This is a genomic window from Mycobacterium sp., from assembly GCF_035314665.1.
GTDB lineage: Bacteria > Actinomycetota > Actinomycetes > Mycobacteriales > Mycobacteriaceae > Mycobacterium.
In genome coordinates this window covers 1-11,656 of sequence record NZ_DATFZD010000274.1, presented here as the reverse complement: position 1 = coordinate 11,656, position 11,656 = coordinate 1, and the positions used below count along the sequence as shown (strand labels likewise).

Sequence of the window (11,656 nt, the reverse complement as noted above, 5' to 3'; positions counted from 1 at the left end):
AAGTACCGCAGCCACAAGTAGACCGCGCAAATCGCGGTGGAGATCGCGGTGACCACGATGCCCTTGCGGGTGAATTCCCCGTGGGCCAGAGGCGATCCACTTCGCCCGGAAACACCTCGCGCAGTTGCTTTTTGAGCGCTTTGGTTGACGACTGGCTGAGGTTTAGGTGAAGGCGAAGTGAACGCCTACCCGGTTACTCTTTCATTAAGTGCCGCGGCCAGTAGGCGTGATGCGGTGATCACCCCGTGCAATTTGTTGTTTTTGACCACGGCGACCAGCGGGCTTCGCAGGCGCGCCATGACCTCTGCCACCTCGATGATGGTGTCGTCGGCGTCGGCCACCGGAATGTGCTGGCGCTGCTTCGGCAGCACGTCGCGGATGGTCTTGCCGCTCAGCTTCTCTGCGGCGTGGTCGGCCATCGATTCGCTCAAAACGCTGGCCAGCCCCGGATCGTCCTGCACGTAGCCGGGCACGATGAATCGGACGACCTGGGAGGCCGGTAACACGGCGTAGGGCGTCTCCGACGTATCGGTCACAACCACGAGCCCGTTTAAGCGGTGCTCTGCGAGGAGGCGGACCGCATCCAACGCATCTGAGTCGATATTCACGACCGGGAACTTCTCGTCAAGGTCCTCTGCTCGCACAGAGACACCATACGTCCGACCGGAGGTCCGGCGATCATCTTCGGCTCGGGCGTTTTTTAAGCCTTCGGCTGAGGCGCCAGGTCGACGGCATACCCCCGGGCGACACAACCGGCGGCGATGGAACACAGGGTGAACTTCCGGGCGGGGCGGCTAAGTCAGGACGAAGTAGCGCAGCCACAGATAGGCGACGGAAATCACAAACGAGATCGCGGTGATTACCGCCCCGCGTCGAGTGAAGCCCCAAAAAGAGATGGGGTTGCCGGACCGTTCCGCGATCCCGACCACGACGATATTCGCGCTGGCCCCGACCGCGGTCAGGTTGCCGCCGAGGACGGTGCCCAGTAGCAGGGACCACCACAGCACACCCGAGTTGGCGTGGCCGTGAATAGAGTCGGCGAACTCGGCCACGATCGGTGTCATGGTGGCGGCGTACGGAACATTGTTGACAAAGCCGCTGAACAGGAAGGACACCCCGAGGATCAGCATCGTCGTGAGCCATTCATTGCCGTGGGTTGCATGGCTGGCCGCGTGGGCCAGGTTGTTGATCACGCCGGTCCGCACCAGGGCCCCGACCATGATGAACAGACCCGCGAAGAACAGCAGCGTCTCCCACTCGACGCTGGACAGGTAGAAGTCACGGGTCAGCCCGGAGATGATGACCAGGATGCCGGCGCCGGTCATCGCCACCAGGGACGGCTCCATGTGGATCTCTTTGTGCGCGACGAAGCCGGCGAACACCGCGAGCAGGACGATCCCGCACTGGATCAGCAGCGTCCGATTACGGATCGCTTCGCTTTCGTCCAGCGCCATGACGTCGGCGACGCGCTCCGGTTCGACGGTGAATGCGCCAGGAAACAGGCGGGGCAGCAGGAGCAGTAGGACAGTGAGCACGATGAGCACCGCCGGCCCCATGTTGGCCAGGAACGAAATGAAACTCAGGCGGGCTCCGGTACCGATGATGATCGTGGTCGGGTCACCGACCAGGGTCGCGGCGCCGCCGATATTGGCGGCAAACGCCTCGACGATCAGAAACGGCGCTGCACTGACCGCCAGCCGGTCGCACACCAGCAGGGTGACCGGTGCGATCAGTAAGACCGTGGTCACGTTGTCCAGAAAGGCCGATCCAACCGCGGTGACAAGCACCAGCAGGATCATGATCCGCAGCGGGGAGCCCTTGGCGCGTTTGGCCGCCCAGATCGCTATGTACTCGAAGACCCCGGTTTGACGCACCACGCCGACGATGATCATCATCCCGAGGAGCAGAAAGATGACGTCCCAGTCGATCCCGGTGTCGCGTGAGTAGAAGACTTCATCGGAGTTGATCACCGGCAAGAAGAACACGGCCACCGCGCCGGCCAGCGCCACCATGGTCTTGTTGAAACGCTCGGTGGTGATCAACGCGTAGGCGATGACGAAAACCGCGGACGCGTAGATGGCGTGAAAAGTATTCATAGTCATCGGCTGTCCTGCCGTTGGGCGCGCGCTTGACTGGGCATGTGCGGCAAAGCGGCGCTCAAGATTTCAGCGCCGCGGCCAGCAGGTGTGATGCGGTGATCACACCATGCAACTTCCCGTCCTTGGTGACCGCGATCAGCGGACTTCGGCCCCGCGCCATCTCTGCTGCCACCTTGGTGAGGCTGGCACGCGCATCGACCGACGGCATGTCGCGCAGATAGTCGGGCAGCACATCGCCCACCGTCTTTCCCGCCAAATTCCGCACGGCCTGGTCGGCCGTCGTATCGCCAAGGACGCCGGCCAATGTTAGATCGTCCTGCACATAGCGCGGCAGGATGAATCGCAGCATCGCGAATGCCGGGAGCACCGCGTACGGCTTGCCGGAGGTATCGGTGACCAGGAGTCCGGGCAGATTGTGCTCGGCGATCTTGCGAGCGGCGTCGACTGCGTCGGAATCGATGGGCACGATGGGGAACTTCTCTTCGAGGTCCTCTGCCCGCACACGGACACCATACTTCGCCAAGTGCCTCGGTGATCACGACGTGCCCGTTTTGCCGACGCGGGTTGGGCTAACTGAAGGCGAAGTAGCGCACCCACAGATAACCGACGGAAAGTGCAAACGAGACCGCGGTCACCACCGCCCCCCGTTTGGTGAAGTCCCAGAAGGAGACGGGATGGCCGGCGCGTTGCGCGATCCCGACCGCGACGATATTCGCGCTGGCTCCGACGGCGGTGAGGTTGCCACCGAGGACGGTGCCAGCAGCAGGGCCCACCACAGCACACCGGAGCCGGTGTGTGTAGGAGCAAAAACAGGACGTCCCAATTGACGCCGGTGTCCCGCGAGTAAAAGACTTCATCGGAATCGATCACTGGCAGGAAGAACATGGCCAGCGCGCCGCCCAGCGCCACAAATGTCTGGTTGAAACGCTCGGTGGCGATCAGAACGTACGCGACCACGAACACCGTCGCCGCGTAGACGGCTTGAAAGACACTCATCGGTTGCCCTGCTGCCGGGTACGCGCCCGGCTCACGGCGCGGTCTCCTCGACCGTGCAAGTCATCGCGCACTCCTGAATAGCCCTGAATAGCAGGAAAACCGGAATAGCACGAAATAGACGCCGACCAGGCTTCCCGGCTCACCGGGGCACAATTTAGCAGGCCTAGCTGGACGGCGCTGTGCGTCTCATTCAACGTTCAGGTTCGGCATCAGCCGACGCATCGCCGCTGGTCGGCGTGGCGGGCTGGCGATCGTGCGTACACTGGCGAAATGCTTGAACAGATCCGTGGGCCAGCCGATCTGCAGTACCTTTCTCAGGCCGACTTGCGGAATCTGGCTGAAGAGATCCGTGAGTTTCTCATTCACAAGGTGGCCGCCACCGGAGGGCATCTGGGGCCTAACCTCGGCGTCGTCGAACTGACGTTGGCACTGCATCGGGTATTCGATTCGCCGCACGATCCGATCATCTTCGACACCGGCCACCAGGCCTATGTGCACAAGATGCTGACCGGCCGCGCCGCGGACTTCGAGACGCTGCGTAAAAGTGGCGGTTTGTCGGGGTATCCGTCTCGGGCCGAGAGCGAACACGACTGGGTCGAGTCGAGCCACGCCAGCGCGGCGTTGTCCTACGCCGACGGGCTGGCCAAGGCGTTCGAGCTGACCGGGCATCGCAACCGGCACGTAGTGGCGGTCGTGGGCGACGGCGCGCTCACCGGCGGAATGTGTTGGGAGGCCTTGAATAACATCGCCGCGGCGCACCGGCCGGTGATTATCGTCGTCAACGACAACGGCCGCAGCTATGCCCCGACGTTCGGCGGTTTGGCCGACCATCTGGCCGCCTTGCGGCTGCAGCCCAGCTACGAGCACCTGTTGGACCGCGGCCGTTCCGCGGTGCGCGGGATGCCGGTATTCGGAGAACTGGCCTACCACGTCATACACAGCGTCAAAGCCGGTGTGAAGGACGCGCTTTCGCCGCAGTTGCTGTTCACCGACCTGGGCTTGAAGTACGTCGGGCCGGTCGACGGCCACGACGAGCATGCCGTGGAGACCGCGCTGCGCAGCGCCCGCGGATTCCGTGGTCCGGTGCTGGTGCACGTCGTCACCCACAAGGGCATGGGCTATGGCCCGGCGGAGGCCGACGAGGCCGAGCAGATGCATTCCTGCGGCGTGATCGACCCGGCGACCGGGCTCGCCACCAAGGTGCCGGGCCCGAGCTGGACGGCGACGTTCTCCGATTCGCTGATCGAATATGCGACCAAACGCCGCGACATTGTGGCGATCACGGCCGCGATGCCGGGGCCTACCGGGCTGACGGCATTTGGGCAGCGTTTCCCCGATCGGTTGTTCGACGTCGGCATCGCCGAGCAGCACGCGATGACGTCGGCGGCCGGATTGGCCATGGGCGGACTGCACCCCGTGGTGGCGATCTACTCGACGTTCCTGAATCGCGCGTTCGACCAGATCATGATGGACGTTGCATTGCATCAGCTGCCGGTCACCCTGATGCTCGACCGGGCCGGCGTTACCGGCCCGGACGGTGCCAGCCACAACGGCATGTGGGATCTGTCGATGCTGGGCATCGTCCCCGGCATGCGGGTGGCCGCGCCCCGGGACGGCACCCGGCTGCGTGAGGAGCTCGGTGAGGCGCTCGACATCGACGACGGTCCCACAGCGATCAGGTTCCCGAAAGGCGATGTCGGCGAAGACATTCCCGCACTTCAGCACCGCGGAGGAGTAGACGTGCTCGCGGTGCCGGCCGACGGGCTGACCGCCGATGTGCTGCTGGTGGCGGTCGGCGCGTTCGCATCGATGGGTCTGGCGGTGGCCGAGCGGCTGCGCAACCAGGGCATTGGTGTGACGGTGATCGACCCGCGATGGGTGCTGCCGGTTCCGGATGTGGTGGCCGAATTGGCGGTTGCGCACAAGCTGGTCGTCACGTTGGAAGACAACGGCGTCAGCGGGGGAGTTGGTTCGGCGGTGTCAGCGGCGTTGCGGCGCAAGGAGATCGACGTGCCGTGCCGCGATGTCGGACTGCCGCAACAATTCTTCGATCACGCGTCGCGCGGTGAGGTGCTCGCCGAAGCCGGCCTGACTGAGCAGGACGTGGCCCGGCAGATTACCGGCTGGGTGGCTGCATTGGGTAACGGGGTCGAGTCCGCGGCGGAGATCAGCCAACGCCTGGACTAGCGGAAACGACTGTCAGTCAACGGGTTTAAGCGCCGCGGCCAGTACCGGGTCGACCAGCTCACGCTGCCAACCGCGGGCCTGGCCGGCGGCCAAGAATTCGTCAATCGCCGCCGCCGGGTCGTCTGCGCCCTCCCAATCCCAGCACAGCCGTCGCACCAGGTCGGGGGAGACCAGGTTCTCGGTCGGCACCGAGACCCGTTGGGAGAGTTCGCGCAGCGCGGCGCGGGCCGCATCCAGTCGTGCTGCGGCCTCCGGTCTGCGCCTGAGCCAGCGTTGCGGCGCGGGTGGCCCATTGGGCGGTTCGGCCTCCTCCGCGGGACCGGGGTTTTCCCGTGCTGATTTCAGGGCCGCTAACCACACCGCGGCGTTACGGCGTTGCCTGCGACCGCCGAATATCGGCAGGGCGATCAGGTCATCAAGGGTCTTCGGGTCGGTGCTGGCGGCTTCGATAATCGCCGAGTCAGGCAGGATGCGCCCGGGCGCAATATCGCGGCGTTGGGCGATTTCGTCTCGCGCCGTCCACAATTCACGGACCGCAGCCAGACCGCGTTGGTTACGCACCCGGTGGATGCCGGAGGTGCGTCGCCAGCGGTCCCGCCGCGTCGGTGGTGGGTCCTGACCCACCACCCGCAGATAATCGAATTCCTCTGCGGCCCAAGCTGTTTTGCCCTGCTCAGCCAGTACGCCCGCGATTGCGTCGCGTAGTTCAATGAGCACTTCCACGTCGAGGGCCGCGTAGTTGAGCCACGCCGGCGGCAGCGGACGCTTGGACCAGTCCGCGGCGCCATGACCTTTGGCCAAACCCACACCGAGCAGCCGTTGTGCCTCGGCCGCCAGGTTGACCCGGTCGAAGCCGGCTAACCGCCCGGCCAGCTCGGTGTCGTACAGCGCCGGGGGCCGCATGCCGACCTCGGCCAGGCACGGCAGATCCTGATCGGCTGCGTGCAGAATCCACTCGTCTTCCGCGAGCACCTCGGCGACCGGCCGCAGCACGGCCAGCGGATCGCCGCCGTGGCTGACCGGATCGATGAGCACGGTGCCCGCGCCGGCCCGCCGGATCTGAATCAGGTAGGCGCGGTTGGAGTAACGGAACCCCGATGCCCGCTCGGCGTCCACTGCGAACGCGCCATGCCCGCGGGCCAGCAGCTTTGCGGCGGCAGCGATCTCGGTGGCAGACGTCGACAGATCGGGCACGCCGCCGGCAGGCGCAAGCAGCGGTGTTACGTCCGGCTCCGCGCTTTCCGGCTCTTCGGTTGTAGCCTCGGTCATCTCAGACGCGGGACCGTGTGCCCAAATCCGTCACCCCGACCGGCGGCAGCCCCGCTGCATGCTCGAGGACCTCGCAGAACGCCTCGACATGTGTACCGATATCCGGGGTGATCGCCGTCCAGGACGCGCGCAGCTCCAGCTGGTGGGCGCGCGGCGGTCCGGAGATGTCGCCGTAGCGCACCGAGCTGGTGGCGGTGACCGTGCCGCCCAGCGCGGTGACATGCTCGGCGCGGGTGTCCAGCGCTTCGACCAGCCAGCTCCACGCCACCTCCGGCAGCAGCGGGTCGACGGCCTCGCTGGAGTCGAGGTCGGCCTGGATGTAGGCGACCAACCGCATGGTGCCGTCCCATGCGTCGGCCCCATCCGGGTCGTAGAGCAGGATCAGCCGGCCGAACGCGTCACCGTCGGACTGCTCGGGCACGAGGTCGAGCTCGGGGCGTTTGACCTCGGCGCCAAGCGCGTAGCTGTACGGCGCCAGCCGCTGGGGTGGCCGAATGGGCCCCAGCTCGATCTCCGCCCGTACGGTCGCACCGCTCATCGCCGCGACCGCGTCGCGGAACGGGACCGGTTCGGCTGTTGTCAAGCGCCGCTCCTTCTCACCGCTCCGCCCTGCATCGTCGCCCGGGCGCACAATCTCTGACGCTAGACCTATCCGTCGGCATGCGGAAAAAGGCGCGCCGTTTGCGCGGCGGAGGGTACCGGCGGTACCGGTTATGGCAGGGTTCCTGCAGAGTCTGAGTCGGCGGAGAAACGCGCCGGCCGCTTTTCGCGGTGAGCGGCCAGACCCTCGGCGACGTCCGGCCCGCCGAACCCCAGAAACTCCAGGCCAAGGGAGGTTTCGAAGGCCGGTGCGAACATCCGGTACCAGTGGTTGAGGCTGTGTTTGGTGAAGCGAATCGCCGCCTGCGCCCCTTGCGCGAGATCCGTCGCAATGCGGGTCGCGGTGCTGAGCACCTCGTCGTCGTCCACACAAATCGAGACCAGCCCGATGCGTTCCGCCTCCTCGCCGGACAGTGGCTCGCAGGTCAGCAGGTAATACTTCGCCTTGGCCATGCCGACCAGCAGCGGCCAGCAGATGGCGGCGTGATCGCCCGCGGCCACACCCAGCTTGGTGTGGCCGTCGATGATCTTGGCGGTTCGCCCGGCCACCGAGACGTCGGCGAGCAGCGCCACCACCAGGCCCGCGCCGACCGCTGCGCCGTGGATCGCCGAGATCACCGGCTTGTCGAAATTGACCATGTTGAGCACCAGATCGCGGGCCTCGCGCATGATGCGCAGCCGGTCGTTGAACTCGCCCATCGTCTCGTCGATCAGATCGAAGCTGCCCCCGGAGGAGAAGGCTTTGCCTGCGCCGCGGACCAGGACGGCGCGCACATCGGGGTCGCGACCGATCGCGGGCCAGATGTCGGCGAGATCGCGGTGCATCTGCGGCCCGACCGAATTGAGGCCGGGAGCGTCGAGAATCAGGTGCAGCACACCGTTCTCACTCGATTCGATTCGCAGACTTGGGAATTCGTCGTAGTTGACTGACGGATGGCGCACTGGCATATCTGGATGTTACGCACGTGCGAACCGGCGGCTTACCGCACCCGCCGGTCGTGGCAGCATTGGTGTTGATGAGTACGCGTCGCACGCTTCCCGGATCGCCGTACCTGGCCGCGGCCACCGGCCGCAAACCGCAGCGGATTCCGGTGTGGTTCATGCGGCAGGCCGGGCGATCGCTGCCGGAATACCGTGCCCTGCGGACACAGCACAGCATGCTGGCGGCCTGTTTCAACGCCGACCTGATCGGGGAGATCACCCTGCAGCCGATACGCCGTCATGACGTCGACGCCGCGATCTTGTTCTCCGATATCGTGGTCCCGCTGCGCGGCGCGGGCGTCGACTTGGACATTGTTCCCGACGTAGGACCCGTCATCGCAGCGCCGGTGCGCACCGCCGCCGATGTCGATGGAATGAAACCGCTTGAGCCGCAACGCGTTCAAGCGGTCTCGGACGCGGTTTCGCTGCTCGTGCAATCGCTGGGCGATGTTCCGCTGATCGGGTTTGCCGGGGCGCCGTTCACCCTGGCGTCCTACCTGGTCGAGGGCGGCCCGAGCCGCCACCATGCCCGCACCAAAGCGATGATGCTGGGCGAACCGACCTGCTGGCACGCGCTGATGGAAAAGCTGACCGACCTCACCATCGAGTTTTTGCGGGTCCAACTCGACGCCGGGGTGGATGCGATTCAGGTGTTCGACTCGTGGGCCGGCGCGCTGTCGCTGGCGGACTACCGGCGCTATGTGCTGCCGCACAGCGCGCGGGTATTCGGCACACTGGCCGATCGCGGCGTCGCGATGACGCACTTCGGGGTCGGCACGGCCGAACTGCTGGGCGCCATGGCAGAGGCGGGTGCGACGGTCGTCGGCGTCGATTGGCGAACCTCGCTGGCCGATGCCGCCGCCCGGATCGAGACCGGGGCGGCGCTGCAGGGCAACCTCGATCCGGCGGTGTTGCTGGCCGGCTGGCCGGCGGTGGAGCACGCCGCGCGCGCGGTGGTCGACGACGGGCGACGCGCCGTGGATGGCGGCGCGGCCGGGCACATTTTCAACCTTGGGCACGGGGTGCTGCCGGAAACCGATCCCGGGGTGCTCACCGATCTGGTGTCACTGGTCCACTCGCTATGACGTCCGGCGCTCATTCGTATTGTGTTGTCGGCGGCGGAATCTCGGGTCTGACAGCGGCATACCGGTTGCGGGTGGCCCTCGGCGACGAGGCGAGCATCACGCTGTTCGACCCGGCCGACCGGCTGGGCGGGGTGCTGCGTACCGAGCAGGTCGGCGGGGTTGCCGTGGACGTCGGCGCGGAGGCGTTCGTGGTACGCCGTCCCGAGATGCCGGCGCTGCTGGCCGAACTGGGCCTGGCGAATCGGCACGTCGGGACCACCGGTGCGCGCCCGCTGATCTACTGCAAGGATCGGCTGCATCCGCTACCGGCGGCGACGCTCAATGGCATTCCGTCGTCCGCGGAGTCGATGGCCGGTCTGGTGAACGACGCCACGCTCGCGCATATCGCGTCCGAGCCCAGTCGTCCGCTTAGCTGGGAGCCCGGCGCCGATCCCGCCGTGGGCGACCTGGTGGCGGACCGGTTCGGCGAGCAAGTGGTGGCCCGGTCGGTGGATCCGATGCTCGGCGGGGTCTACGCCGGATCGGCCGCGACCATCGGACTACGTTCGGCCGCCCCGACCCTGGCGGCGGTTCTGGACGACGGCGCCGCCCACCTGACCGAAGCGGTCCGTCAGGCGCTGATGAGCGTGACGGCGGGCCCGGTATTCGGTGCGGTCGGCGGCGGTTACGCGGTGCTGGTCGACGAACTGGTTCGGCGCAGCCGGCTCAATTGGGTACCGGCGGCGGTGGACGGGATCGAGGCGGCTGGAGTTCCTGCGCGCGGCTGGACGCTGCGCGACGACGCCGGCGCCCAGTGGCGCGCCGACGGGGTGGTCCTGGCGGTCCCGGCGCCACGCCTGGTCGGGCTCGTCGACGCCATCGCGCCACGCACCGCCGCCGCGGCGAGCCGCATCGCCAGCGCCTCCTCGGTGGTGGTGGCGATGGCCGTGCCCCGCGGCATCCGGTTCCCGCAGAATTCCGGTGTGCTCGTCGCCAGCGGAGAACCGTTGCACGCCAAGGCCGTTACGTTGTCGTCGCGAAAGTGGGGACGACGCACCGACGTGGAGTTACTGCGGCTCTCGTTCGGGCGCTTCGGCGAAGAGCTGGCCCGCCGCGCCTCCGACGATGAGCTGCTGGCCTGGGCGATACAAGACCTCGACACCGTGTTCGGGCTGGCCGTCGACCCGGTAGACGTCCGGGTGCAGCGCTGGCCGGACGCGATGCCGCAGTACGGGCCCGGCCATCGCGACCTGGTCGCTGAGCTGCGTGCCGGCCTGCCGCCGACCCTGGCGGTGGCCGGCAGTTACCTCGACGGGATCGGGGTCCCGGCGTGCATCGCCGCGGCCGGCCGAGCGGCCACCGCCGCGATCCAGGCCGTCGAAAACCCCGTGGCACGATAGTTCTCATGGCCCGCTTGGACTACGACGCGCTCAACGCCACCGTCCGCTATCTGATGTTCTCGGTGTTCTCGGTCCGCCCTGGTGCACTCGGCGAAGACCGGGGGACCGTCATCGACGAGACCGCGACCTTCCTCAAGCGGCGCGAAGAGCGCGGCGTTGTGGTGCGCGGTCTCTACGACGTCGCCGGCTTGCGGGCAGACGCCGATTTCATGATCTGGACGCACGCCGAAACCGTTGAGGCGCTGCAGGCGACCTACGAGGATTTCCGGCGCACCACCACGCTGGGCCGGGCCTGCACGCCGGTGTGGAGCAGTGTGGCGTTGCACCGGCCGGCGGAGTTCAACAAGAGCCACATCCCGGCGTTTCTGGCCGGCGAAGACGCGGGCGCCTACGTCTGCGTCTACCCGTTCGTCCGGTCCTACGAGTGGTATCTGCTGCCCGACGAGGAGCGCCGCCGCATGCTCGCAGAACACGGCATGGCGGCCCGCGAATACAAGGATGTCCGGGCGAACACCGTGCCAGCGTTCGCGCTCGGCGACTACGAGTGGATCCTGGCGTTCGAGGCGCCTGAATTGCACCGGATCGTCGACCTGATGCGTGAGCTGCGGGCCACCGACGCGCGGCGGCACACCCGCGAGGAGACGCCGTTCTTCACTGGCCCGCGGGTGCCGGTCGAGCAGCTTGTCCCCTCGCTACCCTGACGCTTGATCGTTGCATCGCCGATAGTTCACGTTATATCGTTAACGGCATGAATCAACCAGCACAGACCGATCCGGCCCGCTTCGATGAGATGTACCGCGATCAGCGGCTCTCGCACGGCTTGCCGGCGGCCACGCCTTGGGACATCGGCGGCCCGCAGCCGGTCGTCCAGCAACTCGTGGCGCTGGGCGCGGTCAAGGGCGAGGTTCTCGACCCGGGGACCGGCCCGGGCCACCACGCCATCTACTACGCGTCAAAGGGTTACTCGGCTACCGGCATCGACGCGTCACCGACCGGGCTGGAGCGGGCCAGAGAGAACGCGCGGAGAGCCGGGGTGTCGGTGAACTTCCAGCTGGCCGAC

The 11,656-nt window shown here is 66.8% G+C and carries 11 protein-coding genes and 2 pseudogenes; 5 read left to right on the top strand and 8 right to left on the bottom strand.

All coding sequences use genetic code 11. The features are described 5' to 3' along the window. The 5 genes and pseudogenes from VKI00_RS33855 to VKI00_RS19565 all read right to left on the bottom strand — a co-directional run. Positions 1-116 (bottom strand): annotated as a pseudogene (locus tag VKI00_RS33855) (hypothetical protein); the annotation flags it as partial. A gap of 69 nt (positions 117-185) precedes the next feature. After that, positions 186-644, bottom strand: coding sequence for a CBS domain-containing protein (locus VKI00_RS19580; protein WP_324440321.1), 459 nt, complete (start codon positions 642-644; stop codon positions 186-188). A gap of 150 nt (positions 645-794) precedes the next feature. After that, entirely contained in the window at positions 795-2,096 is a 1,302-nt protein-coding gene (locus tag VKI00_RS19575) for an ArsB/NhaD family transporter (protein WP_324440325.1), read from the bottom strand. Positions 2,097-2,157: 61 nt separating this feature from the next. After that, positions 2,158-2,601, bottom strand: coding sequence for a CBS domain-containing protein (locus VKI00_RS19570; RefSeq protein WP_324440319.1), 444 nt, complete (start codon positions 2,599-2,601; stop codon positions 2,158-2,160). A gap of 67 nt (positions 2,602-2,668) precedes the next feature. After that, a pseudogene (locus VKI00_RS19565) lies at positions 2,669-2,895 on the bottom strand (hypothetical protein); the annotation flags it as partial. Positions 2,896-3,365: 470 nt separating this feature from the next. Between VKI00_RS19565 and dxs the strand changes: the two are divergent. After that, positions 3,366-5,282: a 1-deoxy-D-xylulose-5-phosphate synthase gene (gene dxs, locus VKI00_RS19560; RefSeq protein ID WP_324440317.1), complete on the top strand. Its 1,917-nt coding sequence runs from the start codon at positions 3,366-3,368 to the stop codon at positions 5,280-5,282. A gap of 12 nt (positions 5,283-5,294) precedes the next feature. Here the strand turns inward: dxs and VKI00_RS19555 are convergent, their stop codons facing one another. From VKI00_RS19555 to VKI00_RS19545, 3 genes are all read right to left on the bottom strand, one after another. Further along, positions 5,295-6,551: a ribonuclease D gene (locus VKI00_RS19555; RefSeq protein ID WP_324440316.1), complete on the bottom strand. Its 1,257-nt coding sequence runs from the start codon at positions 6,549-6,551 to the stop codon at positions 5,295-5,297. A 1-nt stretch (position 6,552) separates the two neighbouring features. Continuing rightward, complete coding sequence (locus tag VKI00_RS19550) at positions 6,553-7,185, bottom strand: DUF3000 domain-containing protein (RefSeq protein ID WP_324440323.1); 633 nt, start codon at positions 7,183-7,185, stop codon at positions 6,553-6,555. Between the two features lie 77 nt (positions 7,186-7,262). Next, positions 7,263-8,099, bottom strand: a complete 837-nt coding sequence (locus VKI00_RS19545) for an enoyl-CoA hydratase/isomerase family protein (protein WP_324440314.1) — start codon at positions 8,097-8,099, stop codon at positions 7,263-7,265. A gap of 68 nt (positions 8,100-8,167) precedes the next feature. On the opposite strand from VKI00_RS19545, the gene hemE reads away from it, so the two are divergent. The 4 genes from hemE to VKI00_RS19525 form a co-directional block, all read left to right on the top strand. Continuing rightward, the gene (gene hemE, locus VKI00_RS19540) at positions 8,168-9,217 is read left to right on the top strand and encodes a uroporphyrinogen decarboxylase (protein WP_324440312.1); all 1,050 of its coding nucleotides are present in this window, start codon (positions 8,168-8,170) and stop codon (positions 9,215-9,217) included. After that, positions 9,214-10,596 (top strand): protoporphyrinogen oxidase, encoded by a 1,383-nt coding sequence (locus VKI00_RS19535; RefSeq protein ID WP_324440310.1) that lies wholly within the window; start codon positions 9,214-9,216, stop codon positions 10,594-10,596. Before hemE ends, VKI00_RS19535 begins: the two co-directional genes overlap by 4 nt. A gap of 5 nt (positions 10,597-10,601) precedes the next feature. Further along, positions 10,602-11,297 carry a hydrogen peroxide-dependent heme synthase gene (gene hemQ, locus VKI00_RS19530; protein WP_324440308.1) on the top strand — a complete coding sequence of 232 codons (696 nt, stop codon included), beginning with the start codon at positions 10,602-10,604 and terminating at the stop codon, positions 11,295-11,297. A 47-nt stretch (positions 11,298-11,344) separates the two neighbouring features. Next, the coding region (locus tag VKI00_RS19525) for a class I SAM-dependent methyltransferase (protein WP_324440306.1) at positions 11,345-11,656 on the top strand (312 nt) is incomplete at its 3' end.

Coding starts and splice junctions, on each gene's coding strand:
- dxs (WP_324440317.1), top strand. CDS start 3,366: ATGCTTGAACAGATCCGTGGGCCAGCCGATCTGCAGTACCTTTCTCAG.
- VKI00_RS19545 (WP_324440314.1), bottom strand. CDS start 8,099: ATGCCAGTGCGCCATCCGTCAGTCAACTACGACGAATTCCCAAGTCTG.
- hemQ (WP_324440308.1), top strand. CDS start 10,602: ATGGCCCGCTTGGACTACGACGCGCTCAACGCCACCGTCCGCTATCTG.
- VKI00_RS19555 (WP_324440316.1), bottom strand. CDS start 6,551: ATGACCGAGGCTACAACCGAAGAGCCGGAAAGCGCGGAGCCGGACGTA.
- VKI00_RS19575 (WP_324440325.1), bottom strand. CDS start 2,096: ATGAATACTTTTCACGCCATCTACGCGTCCGCGGTTTTCGTCATCGCC.
- hemE (WP_324440312.1), top strand. CDS start 8,168: ATGAGTACGCGTCGCACGCTTCCCGGATCGCCGTACCTGGCCGCGGCC.
- VKI00_RS19535 (WP_324440310.1), top strand. CDS start 9,214: ATGACGTCCGGCGCTCATTCGTATTGTGTTGTCGGCGGCGGAATCTCG.